Here is a 16286-nt window from a genome sequence, read left to right as displayed (position 1 = left end):
GGTTTGTCACCCGGCTCGGTAGAGGAGCCCTCCTGAACGGCGCCCTCGGACGCGGGTGACAACTGGTTCCTTTCGCATGGGGTAGACCGTGACGGGTCGTCACGGTCCGATATCGACATGCTACCGGCTGGTCCCTCGTGCTTCAGTGTGACCTGGCCGGACATGGCGAACCCGGCGGGTTCCCGCAGGTTCCCACCGGGTCGGACGGTACGTATTCGGGGTCTACCAGCCCGCGGGCAGCGGACGACCCTCGGCGAAACCGGCCGCCGACTGCACGCCCAGCACCGCCCTGTCATGGAATTCGGCAATGCTGCGCGCACCCGCGTAGGTGCAGGAGCTGCGCACACCGGAGGTGATGTGATCGATCAGATCCTCCACCCCCGGACGCTCGGGATCCAGGCGCATGCGTGAGGAGGAGATGCCCTCCTCGAACAGCGCCTTGCGCGCCCGATCGAAGGACGAATCGGTGGCGGTACGGGCGGCGACCGCGCGCTTGGAGGCCATGCCGAAGCTCTCCTTGTAGCGGTTGCCGTCCCGGTCGATCCGCATATCGCCGGGCGATTCGTAGGTACCGGCGAACCAGGAGCCGATCATGACGTTGGCGGCACCTGCCGCCAGGGCCAGCGCCACATCGCGTGGATGGCGCACGCCACCGTCGGCCCAGATGTGCTTGCCGAATTCCTTTGCCGCGGCGGCACACTCGGCCACGGCGGAGAACTGCGGGCGGCCGACACCGGTCATCATGCGGGTGGTGCACATGGCACCGGGTCCGACACCGACCTTGATGATGTCCGCGCCCGCCTCGATCAGATCGCGGGTACCCGCGGCCGAGACCACATTGCCCGCCACCAGCGGCACACCCAGATCCAGGGCGGCCACCGAGCGCAGCGCCTCGAGCATCTTCTGCTGATGGCCGTGCGCGGTATCCATCACCAGCACATCGGCGCCCGCGTCGACCAGGGCCTTGGCCTTGGACGGAATATCACCGTTGATACCGACCGCCGCGGCGATGCGCAGCTGACCATTGGCATCGACGGCGGGCTGGTAGATGCCCGCGCGAATGGTGCCGGTGCGGGTCATCACGCCCGCGAGGGTGCCGTCGGCGTTCACCAGCACGGCGAGCTTGGAGTGACCGGCCTCGAGCAGGTCGAAGACCTCACGCGGGGAGGCGTCGGCGGGGGCGCTGACGAAATTGGAGTCGGCGATCGTGCTCAGCCGGGCGAAGCGATCCACATCGGCGCATGCGCTCTCGGTGACCACGCCGACCGGCTTACCGCCCTCGACGATCACGACCGCACCGTGCGCGCGCTTGTGAATCAGCGCCAGCGCGTCGGAGACCGAATGCTCCGGATCCAGGGTGACCGGGGTGTCCGCGGTGAGCGAACGGCTCTTCACGAAGGCGATGGTGTCCGCGGCGGCCTGGATCGGAAGATCCTGCGGCAGCACCACGATGCCACCGCGGCGCGCCACCGTCTCGGCCATCCGGCGACCGGCGACAGCGGTCATATTCGCGACCACGAGGGGAATGGTGGTGCCGGTCCCGTCACTGGTGGACAGGTCGACGTCGAAACGCGAGGCGACATCGGTCCGATTCGGGACGAGGAAGACATCGTCGTAGGTCAGGTCGTAGGGCGGAGTCTGCCCGGGAAGGAACTGCACGGTGTTTGCCGCCTCATGGTTTGACGTCGGGGTTGTCGTATTTCCATGCTTCGATGGCAGGTGCCCTTCGCGCTACCTGGTGTCACGCATGCAGCCAGCCAGTGTAGTCGGCGACGGCCCCGGCCGTGGAAACCGGGTTGTCGCCCCGCCGAGCGTGCCCTAAGTTCGCCACCGTGACCGATCTTCAGGTACTGAGCGACCGACTGGAAATCAGCGAACTCATCACCAAACTCTTCGTCTACTGCGACCAGCTGCGCTGGGCCGATATGACCGAGGAGGTCCTCACCGAACAGGTGTACTTCGACAGCGGCTTCGGCGGCACCCCCGAAACCGTGCCCACCACCGATATCACCGCCGGCTGGGCCGAGGGCCTGGGCGCCCTCGACGCCGTCCACCATCAGGCGGGCAACCACCTCATCGAGATCACCGGCGACACCGCTCGCGCGCACGCCGACGCCATCGCCGTGCACCTGAAGAACGATGCCGCCAACGGTACGACCCGCTGGTTCGTCGGCAGCTACGTGCTGGGCTTCGAACGTACCGAGAAGGGTTGGCGCATCAACCATTTCGAGTACAAGCTCAAGGTCATCGACGGTAACGCCGACCTGACCTGACCCGCGCTGTTCACTCCGGTGCGGGATGAACAGCGCCTCGAACGGCGGCGGCCCCACCGCGACGGTGGTGTGGCCGTCGCCTCGGCATCCGGCGGAAGTCGCACCGGGACCGAGGTATTCGTTCGCTTTGCCGTTGCTCCGCGGGCAGACTGTGCCCATGGGAGAGGGAGTAAGGGGCGGGGCGGGATTCGTCCCGGCCGGGAGAAACGATGGGCGCGAATCGAAATCCCGCGCACCGGAGTTCGGGGCGGTCGGGTATCTGTCAGGGGTCGGCACCGCCTTCGCGATCGAATCATTCGCGGTACTGCGGTCGCCGCTCGCCGCGTATCTGATTCTGTTCCTGCCGCTGCTGCTGATCATGCTGCCGTGGTCGCGCGCGCAGGCCGTGGCGCTCGGTGCGCTGGCCGGATGGCTCACCGTGCCGCTGGGTGCGCTGACGGCGCTCGTCGTACTGGGCATCGTGGGTGTCGGCGCGATGCGATCCCGGTCGCGTCGAACCGTCGACGGGGGACCGGAGCCAGTGGACCCCTGGGTCGTCGGGGCGGTCGGCATGCCGGTCGCCGGGCTGGCCTGCCTGCTGCTCACCTGGTGGCTGAACGGGCCACTGACCCCGGCCGTGCGGGACCACGGCGGATTCGAGTTGAACGCGAAAGCGGTGCTGGTGGCCAGCGCGGCGGTGGTCCTCGCGCTGCTGGTCGGCTCGCTGTGCCTGGCGCCACGAGTGACCGGATCGACGGGTCCGTCGCGAGTTGTCCTGTGGCAGCGGGGGATTGCGCTGGCCGTACTCGCGGGAGCCTTGCTGACTCCGCTGGCCTGGCATATCGGTGCCAACCAGTTCTACGACCGATACCGGTACCCGCACCATCACCACTGTTGCGCGGGTGGATGATCCGCTGGGGTAAATCGCGGTTTGTGGGTATTGCCCGGATATGTTCGCAATCGCTGCCGCCGTGCTGTTCGCCATCGCACTTCTACTGCAACTGGTCAATCAGGCGACCACATTCGGGGCCGAGGTGTGCCTCACCATCGGCCTGCTGGCTCTCGCCCTGCAACTCGCGGGATTCAGCGAGCGGATTCCGGCGCGCGGTGGGTGGCGGTCCCGGTCGAGTTGGGGCCGCCGCCGTTGATCAGAGTGAACCGTTCTCGATATCGCGTTTGAGCGCCGCCTGATAGGCACGGTGCGAGGCCGCGCCGTTATCGGCGGTGAATTGGATCAGCGTCGGGTCGGCGAGGAAGGTGATGTGCTCGTTGACCGTGGTGCTGCCGTCACCGTTATCGGTGAAGGTGATCAGCTGGTGCGTGGTGATATTCGGGATGTCCCAGCTGTCTGAGGTGTAGAAGTGCTCCGCCGGGTGCAGGCGCTGTTCGGCCTGGGTGTGCCCGGGGAAGGTGACCGGTCCCATCGGAATGTCCTCCAGCGCGGTGAAATCCACCACTTGGCCGTCATCGCAGGTGCGGTGCGTGATGACATCCTTCAGAAAAGGATGCCGCCCGATATCGTTGCGCAGGTTCGAGTAGATCGACCACACCTTCGGCAGCGGGGCATTGATGGTGATCGGCAGATCCACCACCACCGAGGCGCGCGACTCCGCCGGATTGTTCTGTCCGGCTTGATAAGCCGCCCAGCTGGCCTGCCACTCCGCGGTATATCCGTTATTCGACTCGATGCAACCGCCGGCGGTATCCGCCTGCGCCACAGGCAATCCCACCGTCGTGCAGGCGGTGATGGCCAGGGCGCACCCCATAATGAACTTCACGCGGCGGACTCTACCGGGGTTGCGGGTTCCCCGGCGGGTCGTCCGCGATCAACCGTTGCGGGTGGGCTTGGGTTTGCGCTTCTTGGTGTGCTGACGACCACCGGTGCGCGGGTCGATCCGGTGCCGGGGGCGTTCGGGGGCCGGATCCGGTTTGGCGGCAGCGGCTTTCGCGTTGGCCGCGACCGTGGCCGGATCGGGGACGGGTCGGCCGAAGGGGCGACGGGCTCCGGTGATCTCGGCCAGTCGGCGGTCGCCGGGGCGGACCTCCAGATCGGTGACCGCGACTCCGGCGCGCCGGGCCAGATCGGCGGCCTCCTGGCGGTCGTCGGGGGTGACGACCGTGACCACGGTGCCGGACGCGCCCGCACGCGCGGTGCGACCGGTGCGGTGCAGATAGTCCTTCGGGTCGGCCGGGGGATCGACATGCACTACGAGAGAGACATCGTCGACGTGGATGCCACGCGCGGCGATATCGGTGGCGACCAGCACCGGCCAGGTGCCGTCGGCGAAGGCGGCCAGGGTGCGGGTGCGCTGGTTCTGGCCTTGACCGCCGTGCAGGGCGGCGGCGGAGATGCCGACCTCGCGGAGTTTGCGGGCCAGTTTGTCCGCACCGTGCTGGGTGCGCACGAACAGCAGTGTGCGGCCCTTGCGCGCGGCGATTTCGGTGACCACCGGGCGCTTTTCGATACGCCGCACGTGCAGGGCGTAGTGCGCGATATCGGGGAGGCCGTCCTCGGCGGTCTCGGGCTCGGCGGAATCCTGGCCGCCCACAGCGGGATTCGCGCTCGGCGCCGCGGTCACCGCGTGCGCGGTGGGGGAGTGCAGGTAGCGCTGGACCAGATTGTCGATGGCCGCGTCGAGAGTCGCGGAGAACAGCAGCTTCTGGGCGGTGTCGGGGACTCGATTGAGCACGGCCGTCAACTGCGGCAGGAAGCCGAGATCGGCCATATGGTCGGCCTCGTCGACGGTGATGACCTGTACATCCGACAGATCGACCGCGCGACGGCCGATCAGATCGGTCAGGCGGCCGGGCGTGGCGATGAGCAGATCCACACCGCGCCCGAGCTTCTCGTCCTGCGCTTTGATGGCCAGGCCACCCACCGCCGACGCCAGCCGCAGACCGACCGAGAGCGAGGGCTCATCGAGCGCGGTCTCGACCTGCAGGGCCAATTCACGGGTGGGCACCAGGATCAACCCGCGCGGCCGCCGCGGCGCGGTCGGGGCACCCGAGAGTCGCACCAGCATCGGCAGTCCGAACGCCAGGGTCTTGCCCGAACCCGTTGCGGCCCGGCCGAGTACATCGTGACCGGCGAGAATATCCGGAATCACCGCGGCCTGAATCGGGAACGGAGTGTCGATCCCATTGCGCCGCAGGGCCTGCACCAGCATGGGCGGCAGGCCGAGATCGGCGAATCGGCGCGCACCCTCGGCCGAGGAGGCGAAGCGCGGGGCCTCTGATGTCGTGTCCACGGGCTCAGGCACGGCTGAGCAATCGGCTCAGTTCCTGCAACCACGGAATGGCGACCGCGAGGGTCGGCACCACGAGGATGGCGGCGGCCGCGAGATAGGCGGCACCGGCGATCCGCAGATCACCGATGGGCCCGGCCAGCCGCTGAATACGAATCAGGGTCGTCGGCCCGCCCACCGCCATCGCGCCCTGCGGCGCGGGCGAATTCGAGCAGGCGACCAGTGCCCGAGCCAGCGGTGTCGGCCCGGTGACCTTCACCGCCGAGTCGTCGGCCAGCAATTCGATCAGCAATTTCACCGAATCCAGTGCGGATTTCGAGCGCACCACCCGTGGAAACGCCTCGTGGGCGGCGGTGAACGCCTCCAGCACCAGGTCGTGGCGGGCGCGCAGATGCGAGCGCTCATGGCTGACGATTGCGGTCAACTCCTCTTGGGAAAGATTGGTCACCGTGCCCTGGCTGAGCACGACGCGGCGGCGCAGCCCGGGCAGGCAGTAGGCGATGGGTTCGGTGGCGGCGAGCACCCGGATATCGGCGGAATTGCGGGCCACCCCGCTCTGATCGAGCAGATCGACCAGCATGCGGTGTTTGGCGCGCCGCCGACGTGTGTGCACGCCGACGCGGATGACCGAGAAGATCAGCCGCGCGCCGATGAGCAGGGTGAGCGCGAAGACCGTCACCAGGGCCAGCCAGAGAGGCAGGCCCAGGGCGTCGATCTCCTTGCTCGGGGTGGTGGTGGGCCGTCCGTCGCCGCCGGGCACCAGCAGTCTGCTGGCGATGGCGAGCCCGGAACCGAAGGCGGACAGGACGGCGGCGAGAGCGATGGCCTGCCAGAGCACCAGTGCCGCTCGGGGACTCCGGTACGGCCAGGTGGCTCGGCTGAGCAACGCCGGGACCGGTCCCGCCAGCACCAAGGCGAGACCGGCGAATACCGGCGCTGTTACGTCCATTCCTCAGCTCACTGCGTTGTGGGGGCCTGGGCCGAGGCTGGGGCTACTTGAAGTCTTTCGGCTCCTTGCGTGCCGCCTCGGTGGCTTCGAGCTTAGCGAGTGCATCCCGCAAAGCGGCAGCCTCGTCGGCTCCGACCTGTTCCACGAAGTGCACGAGTGCTGCTCGGCGCGAGCCTACTTCGTCCGCCTGCTGAAGTGCGTCCACCATGAGACTGGCGACGAGCTCGTCGCGAGTGTGTACGGGCGCGTACCGATGCGCGCGGTCATCACGCTGCTGGAGTACTAGGTTCTTCTTCGCGAGACGCTGCAGAACGGTCATTACCGTGGTGTAGGCGAGCTCGCGGCGTTCGGCGAGGGCCTCATGGACCTGCCGTACCGTTTGGGGTTCATCGGCCGACCACAACTGGTCCATGACCGCTTTCTCGAGTTCACCAAGACCTGCCATCCCACAAGTTTACGGAGACAACGACAGGAATGCGTACTACAAGTTGTCGTAACCGGTCGGTAGCTGTGTGGGATTGGTCATAGCGGCTGTCTTCCGAGCGTCCGCGGCGTGCACGTGCCGGGTGCCGATCGGCACGATCATGGGCCGCCCGGAGACCGGATCCTCGAGCACCTCGGCGCGCAGCCCGAAGACCTCCAGGAGCAGATCGGCTGTGACGATATCGCCCGGTGTGCCCTGCGTCACGATCCGGCCCGCGCACATGACGACGAGTTGATCGCTGTAGCGGATGGCCAGATTCAGATCGTGCAGCACCATGACGACGGTGCGGCCGAAATCGTCGTGCAGGCGGTCCACCAGATCGAGCACCTCGAGCGAATGCGCGAGATCCAGATAGGTCGTCGGTTCATCCAGGAGCAGAATGTCGGTGCCCTGGGCGAGGGCCATGGAGATCCAGGCGCGCTGGCGCTGGCCGCCGGAGAGTTCGTCCAGGGTGCGCTCGGCGAGATCGGCGATACCGGTCTGCGTGAGCGCGGTGGTCACCTCGGCTTCGTCATCGGCGGACCACTGGCGCAACCAGGATTGATGCGGATGCCGCCCGCGCGCGACGAGATCGGCGACGGTCAGGCCCTCGGGGGCGATCGGGGTTTGTGGGAGCATGCCGATCATGCGGGCGATATCGCGCGTCTTCATGGACGAAATGGCCTTGCCGTCCAAGACGATTCGGCCGTCGCGCGGCTTCAGCAGACGGCCCAGTGATCGCAGCAGTGTCGACTTGCCGCAGCCGTTCGGCCCGATGACCGTGGTAATCACACCCGGCTGGATATCGAGCGACAAACCGTCGACGATGATCCGGTCGCCGTATCCGAGCGTAATGTTCTCCGCGGCGAGAACTGTTGTGTCGCTTGCGTTGCCGACCGTTGTCACGGTATCGCTCCGAGTCGTCACAGGGTGGCCTTCCGATTGGCGCGAACCAGCAGATACAGCATGAACGGTCCGCCCACCGCGGCGGTCACCACGCCGACGGGCAGATCGACGGGAAGTACGGTGCGGGCGATCAGATCCGCGCCGACCACGGCGATCGCGCCGACCAGCGCCGAGGCGACGATCGGCTCACCGGGGGTGCGCAGCAGGCGGCGCGCGATCTGCGGTGCGGCCAGGCCGACGAAACCGATCGGCCCCGCGGCGGCGGTCGCGAGTGCGGCCGCGGTGACCGCCGCGCCGAGCAGTACCGCTTGCTCGGTTTGCATGCGCACACCGAGCACCCGCGTGGTGTCGGCGCCGAAGCGCAGCGCGGCCAGGGTGCGGCTGGAAGCCGCGGCGACGAGCAGTGTCAGGCCCAATCCGAACGCTGCGGGGACCAGAGTGGTCCAATCCGCGCGATCGAGCGAGCCGGTGAGCCACAGCTGTGCGTGCGCGGCGTCGGTGAGCGTTGCGCGGGTGAGCAGCCAGCTGACCACCGACAGCAGCGCGGCGTTCACGCCGATTCCTATGAGTACCAGGCGAAATCCCATAACGCCGCGATCGCCGGAGCTCGTGCGCCCCCATGCGAGCAGGTAGATGGTCACGGCCGTCAGCAGTCCGCCGCTCAGGGCGGCGAGCGGAACACCCAGTGTGGCAGCGATTCCGGTGGTCGCGCCGCCGGTCCCGGCCAGAATCAGGACGGCGCCGCAGCTCGCGCCCGAGGTGATTCCGAGAATGTCCGGACTGGCCAGCGGATTGTGCAGGATGGATTGGGCGATCGCGCCCGCCAGCCCCAGCGCCGCGCCGACGACGATCGCGGTGAACGCCCGGGGCAAACGCGAGTCGAATATCACGAACCGCTGTGCGCGAGTTCCGCCGCCGCCCAGCACATCCAGGACCCGTCCGAGTGGAATCCGGAAGTCGCCGGTGGCGATATCGAGTGCGAAGAGCGCGAGTAGGACCGCGAGGAGCACGGCGACGGTGAGTAGGGCACTCATCCGCAGCACCGTCGAGCACCTGCCGACGCGTAGTGCGGGCCGCACTCGCCGCACGGTACGGGGATGTGTGGCACCGCTCTTCGTCGCGATGCCGGAATCGGCTGCCGATTCGTGCTGCCCGGAAACGATATTCGCGGTACCGGCGGGATCAACCGTCGTTTCCGCTTGTCCGGGAGCGGGTTCGGCTGGTGTGCTGCGAAGATGGCTGGGAATGCTCACAGGCTCACCAGCTTTCGGCGACGGACCAACAGGATGAAGAACGGTGCGCCGAACGCGGCGAGCGTGATTCCGACCTGGATTTCGCCGGGCCGGGCGACGATTCGGCCCACGGTATCGGCGAGCAGCAGGGTGATCGCCCCGAGCAGCCCCGAATAGGGCAGCAGCCAGCGGTAATCCGGGCCGGTAATGGAGCGGGCGAGATGCGGCACGATCAGCCCGAGGAAGGCGATCGGGCCCACGGCGGCGGTGGCCGCGCCCGCGAGCAGTACGACCGCTGCCAGCCCCAGTGCCCGGCTGCGGCTGAGATTCACCCCGAGTCCGCGGGCCACATCATCGCCGAGTCCGAGCAGGTTGAGGCCGGGTGCGGCGGCCAATGCCAAGGCCGCGCCCAGCGCCAGGAAGGGCAGTATCTGCCAGCAGACCGTCGCATCGTGTCCGGCGACATCGCCGACCACCCAGTAGCGCACCGTGTTCAGCGCGTTCTGGTCCAGCAATACCACGACATTGGTCATGGCCTGCAGGAACGCGGTTACGGCGGCCCCGGCAAGCACGAGGCTCAGCGGGCTGGCCTTACCGCCGCCGATCGAGGAGACCCCGAAGACGACGATGCCCGCGATGAGCGCGCCCGCGAAGGCGAACCAGATGTACTGCGTCGTCGCGGTGAGCGCGAAGAGGTGGATGCTCAGTGCCGCCAGGAACGCGGCCCCGGCATTGATTCCGACCAAGCCCGCGTCAGCGAGTGGATTTCGGGTATAGCCCTGGATGAGTGCGCCTGCCATCCCGAGCGCCAGACCCGTGATCAGGGCGAGTCCGGTTCGGGGCAGGCGTAATTCGCGCACGATCCGCGCGGTCGATCCGTCGGCCGGGCAGGACAGTGGAAACCCGCCCGGACAGGTCAGTGCGTCGAATACCGCGGGGAGCGGTATCGCTCGTGAGCCGAACGCAATGCTCGCGAGCACGGCACAACCCAGGAGCGTGGTGAGTAGGAGGAGTCCGGACAGACGTCGCCGCCTGGTGGTGACTACGGCGGGCACGGTGACGAACTACTCCTGTGGTGTTGATTGCTCTCGTTAGCTTGGTAAGCCTAACCTATCTTCGTTCTCGTTGCGTTCACAGTGGCCGGAATACCGATGATTGAGGAGGTTCGATGCTCGAACCCGTAACAGTGTGCCCGCCTCGCGATTCCAGGATCGCCTTCGGCAGGGCCAGCGCCCGGCTGCGCGCGCTGCAACCCGAGCATCCGCGCGTATACGCCGTCGCCGCCATGCATGAACAGGGCAAACGACGCTGGTGGCGGCTGGCCGACGGTATTCGTGAGGGCCGCATCGAGATGATGTACCGCCGGCACGCCGCCGAGATGAGCAATCCGCAGATCGCCGCCGAGGTGGTGGCCACCGCGTTGATCCACGCGGTCGTGGGTCGCGTCATGGCCATGGTGGTCGCCGAGGGCCGCGCCTGGGATCCGGGCCTGGAGAACCTCTGGGTGCATACCGACAATGACGGCGGTATCGACTGGGCGGGCTTGGCGGACACCACGATTCGCGTGGTCGACGGCGACCGCCTGACCGGTGAACCCGGAATCGTCGCGCTGCCCTGCGAACCCGCGCTGTACGTCTGGCTGGCGCATCGCTGCGAACCGGCCCTGCTGCTGGTGCAGGAGGCCATGCTGCGCTGCGCCGGATTGGATGTGCGCCGCTTCTGGTCCCTGGTCGCCGAATCGATAGTCGGTGCGGCGACCTATGTTCCGGCCTTGGCGGGTACCTCGTCGACGGTCGGCGCACAGCGGGGGCAGGCCATGCTCGCCGCACTGGCCGACCGTGGTCTCCCGGTGCGCCGGGGGTGCGTTGTCCGATAGGTCCTGACGGCGCGGCGAATTCGGTGGCGGCCGGACGACCAAGCTGTCGAAAGGGTTGTCCGGCGGCCGCAGGGGCGTTACCGCTGTTCCGTCGCCGCGGTGGATTGCCGGAAGGCGCCGAGGTTTTCGGTCAGGAACGACTCCAGCGTGCGCGGGGGTCGGCCGAGGATGCGGGCGACGGTGTCGGTGGGCCGCTCCGGATGTTCGACGGCCAGCCGCTGGATCTCGGTGAGGTGATCGGCCAGCCAGTGCGGCAGGTGTGATCGCTCGATCAGGTATTCGCGGAAGGCGGTGGGCGGCAGGTCGATGTACTCGATCGGAGTATTCAACAGCTCGCTCAGCAGGACGGCCAGCTCCGGATAGCCGAATGTCCTGGACCCGGTGAGAGTGTATGTGCCCCCGGCGATGTCGGGCCGGGTGAGCGCCGCCGCCGCGACATCGGCGATATCGCGGCAGTCGATGTAGTTGCAGGCGGCCGACCCCATGGTGCCCACGATCGCGCCGCGCGTGGCCACCTCGCGACCGAGAAGCGCCAGCTTCTGCATGAACGCGTACGGGCGCAGTACGGTATGCGCGATCCCGGAGGCTCGCAGTACCTGTTCGATCTCGCAATGCCAGCGTGCGATCGCCACCGGTGAATCCGGCGCGGCCGTCGGCGCGGAGAGTTTGACGATGTGCTCGATACCGCGATCCGCGGCGGCTTCGATCACCCGGGTTTCGAGCGCGACCTGATCCGGACTGTTGGGCATGGTGAGGAAGAGCTGGGTCGCCCCGTCGAAGACCGCCCGCAGCGAATCGGAATCCGCGGCGTCGGCATAGTGGATCTCGACATCGGGAGTCCGGGATATGTCGGTGCGCAACCGGTCCGGATGACGGCTCAATGCCCGGCACGGCACTCCGAGGTCGATCAGGCGGGTCAGCAGCGCACCACCGGTCGCGCCGGTGGCTCCCATGATGACGATCATGCGAGGGCCTTTCGCTGGGTTGTGCGCCACCGCCAGGTGAGGATGGTCGCGGCCAGTGCGGCCGCGATCGGCAGGTCGAGGCGCAGACGGTCGGGCAATGTCGTTGTGGCGGTGAGAAGTTGGGCGGTCACCGCGGCGAGGGTGCCCGCGGTGAGGCCGAAGCCCGCCGCGAGCGTGACCGGTCCGAAGCGAAGCAGTCGATCGTGGTGGGATCCGTTGTGCCGCAGCCACGCTCCGAGCAGGAGGGCGACCAGGGCGGAGGTCCCGGCGATCGAGGTCGCCGCCGCGAGCAGCAGGCTCGGCTGGGCCGTGACCAGGCCGCCCGCGCCCGCGCAGACCGCCGGGGCGAGGTAGGCGAACAGGACCTCTCGCCACAGTACGAATCGGTTCGGAGTGGTTGGCGCGCTCATCTGATCTGATTAGGTGCCTAACTATATGGGCAAAATGAATCGCGGGATGCGATCTGTCGGTCAGTCCGCGGTGAGTGCGCGCATACCTTGGCGGATGCGTTCGAGTAGATCGAGGAAGGTGGTGCGCTCCGCGGGGGTCAGCGGGGCGACCATGGACTGCAGGCGGCCGAAGTGTTCGGGCGCCATATCGCGCAGTTGCCGGGCGCCGCGCGCGGTGAGTACCACCACCACGGCGCGACCGTCCTGCGCCGATGCGCGCCGGCAGACCAGCCCCTGTTGTTCCAGACCGTCGATCAGCCCGGTTACCGTTGCGCGCGTTACCCCGAGGCCCGCCGCGAGTTGGGACGGTGACTTCTCGCCCCCGGCATCCTCCAGATCCGCCAGCAGTCGATAGCGTCCGGTGGAGAGCCCGAACCGGGCGAAGTGTGCCTCGGTCGCCTGGCCGAGTTCGGTCCCGGCGGCCAGCAGCCGCACCGCGACCAGCACCGCCCGGGGGTCGATCTCCGACTCCAGTCCGTAGCGGCGCAGCTGCGTCCGCGCCTGTGTCGGCGTGGGGGCCGCCTGCGGGTCCGGATCCGGTGCCATGAAGGTAATATGGCACCTAACTACATTGGCCGTCAAGCTAGGTCGAGATGTGCTTGACGTCGCTGATGAGCCAGCGGCCATCGGGCTGCTCCTCGGCGGTGACCACCGAGGCGAAGAGGGAGACCGCCGGGTCGGGGGTGAGGTCGTTGGCGGTGGATTTCTTGACGTAGCCGACGCCGAGCGCGGTGGTGCCGGTTATCGCCCGCAGTCCGCAATTGAATTCGATGACCTGGCTGCTGCTATTGGTGGCGAGCAGGTATTCGCGGGTCGCGTTATGGGTGTCGAGGAGTTGTTGCCGGCACGCGCCCGTGGTCGATTCGGCCGCCCCGGCGAAATAGCTGTCGAGTGATTGTGGATCGTAGGTCGATATGTGATTCAAATAGTTGTGAATGGCGTGCAATGCGGCGATATGGCGGGAGCCGATCCGGGATATCTCGGGTGCGAGTCCGGCCGGGGGTTCGGTCATGGTCGGTATGGTGCTCGCGGTCGGCGCGGCGCCGACTTTGGTGCCGGTGGTGCTGGTCTGAGCGGCGGCGGGGTGGGGATCGTCGTCGTTTCGAGTCAGGAGTGTGGAGCCGACGGCGACCGCGCTCAGGGGCAGGATGCCGGCGATGGCGGCTAATTTGCGTCGGGAGAGCCGCTGCTTCGGTGGCTGCTCGTCGGGAAATGGTGGCGGCTCGGCTGGCGGAAAGGAAAGCGGCATTTCGTCGGATTGAGTCAAGGCGTCCCTCGTATTTTGCGACATTTGTCGGAATCAGGAGAAATGCGGTACTTGCTCCGACCGGCCAGATATCGGCGCCGGACGATTTCGTGGAGCGATATTACACAAACGATGCGCATTCGATTCAATATTGCCGATAAGCGGATCGGACGCCACGCCCGGGCGGACCCGAAGTCGCCGCGGGGCGGAGTGCGTTAGCGCGCGGTGTGCCAGGCAGAATGGGCAAATGACCGCGCGCTCCGAATCCACCGCCGACACCGGGCAGGGCTATCCGGTGCGTGTCGTGGCCGAACGCCTCGGCATTCCGGCGGCCACCCTCCGGAGTTGGAATCAGCGCTATGGAATCGGTCCGGCGGCGCATCAGCCGGGCCGGCATCGCCTCTACTCCGAGGCCGATATCGCACTGCTCGAGCGTATGCACGCGTTGATCAAGGCGGGTGCGACCCCGGCGGGCGCGGCCGGACTCATTCGGGCGGGCAGTGTGATTCGCGGCGAGTACCGGCCCTTGCTGGAGGCCGCCTTCGCGCTCGATACGGCGGCGACCTCACGCCTGCTGATCGCGCATCTGCGCGACTTCGGCGTCATCGGCACCTGGGATGAGTTGTGCCGCCCGGCTTTCGCGGAGATTGTGGCGCGCCAGGGCGCGGGTGAGGGCTGTATCGATGTCGAGCACTTTCTGTCCTGGTGTGTGATGTCGGCGCTGCATCGCACGAATCCGCCGCCGCCGAGCGAGGTTTCACCGCGCGTGGTGCTGGCCTGCACCCGCGGTGAAGCGCATTCGCTGCCATTGGAGGCCTTGCGGGCGGCCCTGGCCGAGCGCGGCGTCGGCGCGCACACCCTGGGACCGGATGTGCCGACCGACGCGCTGGCGGACACCCTGCGGCGATTCGAGGAACCGGTGGCGGTGGTGCTGTGGTCACAGCAGGAGTCCACGGCGCTGACCTCGGTGGTGCGGGTCGGGCTGGCGGGCGGTGCCCGGGTCCATGTCGGCGGCCCGGGCTGGGCCGAGGTGATCCTGCCCGAGGCGGCGATTCGGGTGACCAGTCTGCTGGACGCCGTTCGGCGGTTGACCTAGATCCCGGCGCGGGAGTCCGTGCGGCCCAGCACATGTCGCAGCGCCGATGCCAAATCGGGAGTCCGGAATTCATGACCGGCCGCGTGCAGGCGGGCCGGAACGACCCGCTGGCTGGCCAGGGCGAGTTCGCGTGCGCCCTGCCTGCCCAGCAGGAGCGCGGGTCCGATGCCCGGCACGGGCAGCACGGCGGGGCGATGCAGTATCGCTGCGAGCATCCGGGTGTATTCGCTGTTGCGCACCGGTGCGGGCGCCACGGCGTTGAGCGCCCCGGAGAGCGAATCGTCCCAGAGCGCACGGTGATACACGTCGATGAGATCATCGATTCCGATCCAGGACAGCCACTGCCTGCCATTGCCGATCCGCCCGCCCAGCCCCAGGGCGAACAGCGGTCGCAGCAGGCGCAGCGTGCCGCCGGCGGGGGACTGCACGATCCCGGTCCGCACCCGGACCACCCGGCCTCCGGCGAGATCCGCGGCCTGTTCCCAATCCGCGACGACATCGGCGAGGAATCCGTCGCCGCGGTCGCTCTCCTCGGTCAGCGTCTCATCGCCGCGGTCATCGCCGTAGTAGCCGATGGCCGAGGCGCTGACGAAGGTGGAAATGCCTGTGCGCGCGGCGAGTTGGGCCAGCGCCCGGGTGGGTTCGATCCGGGAGTCGGCGATCTGGCGTTTATGCCGCTCGGTGAACCGGCCCGCGATCGAGGCGCCCGCGAGATGAACGACGGCATCGACGCCGGTGAGCAGGTCCGGTGCCGGGTCGGCCGGATTCCATTGGCGTTCACCGGGATCGCGGGGTGGGTGCCGCACCAGGCGGATCACGGTGTGCCCGCCGGTACTCAGGAACGCGGTCAGCGCGGTGCCCACCAAACCGGTGGCGCCGGTCACCGCGATGGTCGAGCGCGGAAAACCATGGCGCGCCGCGGTCCGATGCGCGGCCAGGTCCGCGGCGAGTTGGCGATAGCGGTAGTCGAAGGTGGAGCGCAGAACTCGCGCGGGCACCGGCGTCTCCACCCGGTCGCGGACCCGGGTGTGCGTATCGTCGACCGCCTCGAATTCGTGGGTGTGCCGCCAGCGGATCGCGAGTGCGGCCGGTAGTGAGGCGGGACCGTCGGCATCGATCCGGTCGACGAATCGATGCGGGGGATCGAAGGCGTCCGGATCGTGCCGGGCGACCCAGCGCAGTCCGGCGGGCAGCCCCAGCACGGCGCGGCCATCGGCGAGTGAATCGGATTCGCGGACCAGGGTCATGGGTTGCCACGGCGGGGAGAGGCGGGTGAAGGCGCCCGGCCGGGTGAACCAGTCGAAGACCTCGGTCAGCGGTGCGGAGACGACGCTCGAACACTCGATGCCCATGTCCCGACTGTAGTCGACTTCGGCATGAACGCATTGTTGATGCATCGATCAGCGGTCGTGTATGTGCCGCTTGACTGTTCATTCCCGAGATTCTGCATTGAATATGCATCGATAAGGCTACGATGGCTTTCGCTCGTCGCTGTGAGTGTGGCCCGGTGGCGCCGGAGGCTGCGTCGATCGTGGTGTGGCAGAGCCGCCCTTCCCCACATCGATGCAGCCCCCCGCACCACTGGCGGACGCGTCCGGCGGCGAATC

At 67.8% G+C, this 16286-nt stretch carries 18 protein-coding genes; 5 read left to right on the top strand and 13 right to left on the bottom strand.

Annotated elements, in window-relative coordinates; all coding sequences use genetic code 11:
• Positions 1-222: 222 nt before the first annotated feature.
• Positions 223-1659: a GuaB1 family IMP dehydrogenase-related protein gene (locus tag OHB26_RS33260; protein WP_330181208.1), complete on the bottom strand. Its 1437-nt coding sequence runs from the start codon at positions 1657-1659 to the stop codon at positions 223-225.
• Between the two features lie 173 nt (positions 1660-1832).
• On the opposite strand from OHB26_RS33260, the gene OHB26_RS33255 reads away from it, so the two are divergent.
• The 3 genes from OHB26_RS33255 (at position 1833) to OHB26_RS33245 (ending at position 3400) form a co-directional block, all read left to right on the top strand.
• The gene (locus OHB26_RS33255; RefSeq protein ID WP_330181207.1) at positions 1833-2273 is read left to right on the top strand and encodes a nuclear transport factor 2 family protein; all 441 of its coding nucleotides are present in this window, start codon (positions 1833-1835) and stop codon (positions 2271-2273) included.
• Positions 2274-2430: 157 nt separating this feature from the next.
• The gene (locus OHB26_RS33250; protein WP_330181206.1) at positions 2431-3162 is read left to right on the top strand and encodes a hypothetical protein; all 732 of its coding nucleotides are present in this window, start codon (positions 2431-2433) and stop codon (positions 3160-3162) included.
• Between the two features lie 40 nt (positions 3163-3202).
• Positions 3203-3400 (top strand): hypothetical protein, encoded by a 198-nt coding sequence (locus tag OHB26_RS33245; protein WP_330181205.1) that lies wholly within the window; start codon positions 3203-3205, stop codon positions 3398-3400.
• Here the strand turns inward: OHB26_RS33245 and OHB26_RS33240 are convergent, their stop codons facing one another.
• The 7 genes from OHB26_RS33240 to OHB26_RS33210 all read right to left on the bottom strand — a co-directional run bounded on the left by OHB26_RS33240 (position 3401) and on the right by OHB26_RS33210 (position 10102).
• Positions 3401-4030, bottom strand: coding sequence for a hypothetical protein (locus OHB26_RS33240; protein WP_330181204.1), 630 nt, complete (start codon positions 4028-4030; stop codon positions 3401-3403). It abuts the gene before it with no gap.
• A gap of 48 nt (positions 4031-4078) precedes the next feature.
• Positions 4079-5419 carry a DEAD/DEAH box helicase gene (locus OHB26_RS33235; protein ID WP_330185859.1) on the bottom strand — a complete coding sequence of 447 codons (1341 nt, stop codon included), beginning with the start codon at positions 5417-5419 and terminating at the stop codon, positions 4079-4081.
• A gap of 85 nt (positions 5420-5504) precedes the next feature.
• On the bottom strand, positions 5505-6446 hold the full coding sequence (locus OHB26_RS33230; protein ID WP_330181203.1) for a M56 family metallopeptidase: 942 nt from the start codon (positions 6444-6446) through the stop codon (positions 5505-5507).
• Positions 6447-6489: 43 nt separating this feature from the next.
• On the bottom strand, positions 6490-6891 hold the full coding sequence (locus OHB26_RS33225) for a BlaI/MecI/CopY family transcriptional regulator (RefSeq protein ID WP_330181202.1): 402 nt from the start codon (positions 6889-6891) through the stop codon (positions 6490-6492).
• A gap of 36 nt (positions 6892-6927) precedes the next feature.
• Positions 6928-7836 (bottom strand): ABC transporter ATP-binding protein, encoded by a 909-nt coding sequence (locus OHB26_RS33220; RefSeq protein WP_442942775.1) that lies wholly within the window; start codon positions 7834-7836, stop codon positions 6928-6930.
• Positions 7833-8849 (bottom strand): FecCD family ABC transporter permease, encoded by a 1017-nt coding sequence (locus tag OHB26_RS33215; protein WP_330181201.1) that lies wholly within the window; start codon positions 8847-8849, stop codon positions 7833-7835. Before OHB26_RS33215 ends, OHB26_RS33220 begins: the two co-directional genes overlap by 4 nt.
• Positions 8850-9064: 215 nt before the next feature.
• Positions 9065-10102, bottom strand: a complete 1038-nt coding sequence (locus OHB26_RS33210) for a FecCD family ABC transporter permease (protein ID WP_330181200.1) — start codon at positions 10100-10102, stop codon at positions 9065-9067.
• Positions 10103-10215: 113 nt separating this feature from the next.
• On the opposite strand from OHB26_RS33210, the gene OHB26_RS33205 reads away from it, so the two are divergent.
• Entirely contained in the window at positions 10216-10923 is a 708-nt protein-coding gene (locus OHB26_RS33205; protein ID WP_330181199.1) for a hypothetical protein, read from the top strand.
• Positions 10924-11000: 77 nt separating this feature from the next.
• Here the strand turns inward: OHB26_RS33205 and OHB26_RS33200 are convergent, their stop codons facing one another.
• The 4 genes from OHB26_RS33200 to OHB26_RS33185 are packed head-to-tail and all read right to left on the bottom strand — an operon-like array spanning position 11001 to position 13349.
• On the bottom strand, positions 11001-11876 hold the full coding sequence (locus OHB26_RS33200; RefSeq protein WP_330181198.1) for an NmrA family NAD(P)-binding protein: 876 nt from the start codon (positions 11874-11876) through the stop codon (positions 11001-11003).
• An 8-nt stretch (positions 11877-11884) separates the two neighbouring features.
• Positions 11885-12298 (bottom strand): hypothetical protein, encoded by a 414-nt coding sequence (locus tag OHB26_RS33195; RefSeq protein WP_330181197.1) that lies wholly within the window; start codon positions 12296-12298, stop codon positions 11885-11887.
• 60 nt (positions 12299-12358) lie between these two features.
• The gene (locus tag OHB26_RS33190) at positions 12359-12883 is read right to left on the bottom strand and encodes a MarR family winged helix-turn-helix transcriptional regulator (protein ID WP_330181196.1); all 525 of its coding nucleotides are present in this window, start codon (positions 12881-12883) and stop codon (positions 12359-12361) included.
• A gap of 37 nt (positions 12884-12920) precedes the next feature.
• On the bottom strand, positions 12921-13349 hold the full coding sequence (locus OHB26_RS33185) for a hypothetical protein (RefSeq protein ID WP_330181195.1): 429 nt from the start codon (positions 13347-13349) through the stop codon (positions 12921-12923).
• Positions 13350-13830: 481 nt separating this feature from the next.
• Here OHB26_RS33185 and OHB26_RS33180 point away from each other — a divergent pair, with 481 nt between their 5' ends.
• Positions 13831-14679, top strand: coding sequence for a MerR family transcriptional regulator (locus OHB26_RS33180; protein WP_330181194.1), 849 nt, complete (start codon positions 13831-13833; stop codon positions 14677-14679).
• On the opposite strand, the gene OHB26_RS33175 is transcribed toward OHB26_RS33180, so the two are convergent.
• Positions 14676-16031, bottom strand: a complete 1356-nt coding sequence (locus OHB26_RS33175; protein WP_330181193.1) for a TIGR01777 family oxidoreductase — start codon at positions 16029-16031, stop codon at positions 14676-14678. The two genes, OHB26_RS33180 and OHB26_RS33175, sit on opposite strands and share 4 nt — an antisense overlap.
• Between the last annotated feature and the right edge of the window lie 255 nt (positions 16032-16286).

This window comes from Nocardia sp. NBC_01503 (genome assembly GCF_036327755.1).
In the GTDB taxonomy this organism is placed as follows: Bacteria; Actinomycetota; Actinomycetes; order Mycobacteriales; family Mycobacteriaceae; genus Nocardia.
Note: the sequence above shows the minus strand (reverse complement) of the source record. Positions and strands in the feature narration are given on the sequence as shown.

What these genes read in the sequence shown, in the direction of transcription:
- OHB26_RS33215 (WP_330181201.1), bottom strand. Translation starts at nt 8,849, where the DNA reads ATGAGTGCCCTACTCACCGTCGCCGTGCTCCTCGCGGTCCTACTCGCG.
- OHB26_RS33200 (WP_330181198.1), bottom strand. Translation starts at nt 11,876, where the DNA reads ATGGGAGCCACCGGCGCGACCGGTGGTGCGCTGCTGACCCGCCTGATC.
- OHB26_RS33225 (WP_330181202.1), bottom strand. Translation starts at nt 6,891, where the DNA reads ATGGCAGGTCTTGGTGAACTCGAGAAAGCGGTCATGGACCAGTTGTGG.
- OHB26_RS33250 (WP_330181206.1), top strand. Translation starts at nt 2,431, where the DNA reads ATGGGAGAGGGAGTAAGGGGCGGGGCGGGATTCGTCCCGGCCGGGAGA.
- OHB26_RS33245 (WP_330181205.1), top strand. Translation starts at nt 3,203, where the DNA reads ATGTTCGCAATCGCTGCCGCCGTGCTGTTCGCCATCGCACTTCTACTG.
- OHB26_RS33195 (WP_330181197.1), bottom strand. Translation starts at nt 12,298, where the DNA reads ATGAGCGCGCCAACCACTCCGAACCGATTCGTACTGTGGCGAGAGGTC.
- OHB26_RS33190 (WP_330181196.1), bottom strand. Translation starts at nt 12,883, where the DNA reads ATGGCACCGGATCCGGACCCGCAGGCGGCCCCCACGCCGACACAGGCG.
- OHB26_RS33205 (WP_330181199.1), top strand. Translation starts at nt 10,216, where the DNA reads ATGCTCGAACCCGTAACAGTGTGCCCGCCTCGCGATTCCAGGATCGCC.
- OHB26_RS33235 (WP_330185859.1), bottom strand. Translation starts at nt 5,419, where the DNA reads ATGCTGGTGCAGGCCCTGCGGCGCAATGGGATCGACACTCCGTTCCCG.
- OHB26_RS33180 (WP_330181194.1), top strand. Translation starts at nt 13,831, where the DNA reads ATGACCGCGCGCTCCGAATCCACCGCCGACACCGGGCAGGGCTATCCG.
- OHB26_RS33230 (WP_330181203.1), bottom strand. Translation starts at nt 6,446, where the DNA reads ATGGACGTAACAGCGCCGGTATTCGCCGGTCTCGCCTTGGTGCTGGCG.
- OHB26_RS33175 (WP_330181193.1), bottom strand. Translation starts at nt 16,031, where the DNA reads ATGGGCATCGAGTGTTCGAGCGTCGTCTCCGCACCGCTGACCGAGGTC.
- OHB26_RS33185 (WP_330181195.1), bottom strand. Translation starts at nt 13,349, where the DNA reads ATGACCGAACCCCCGGCCGGACTCGCACCCGAGATATCCCGGATCGGC.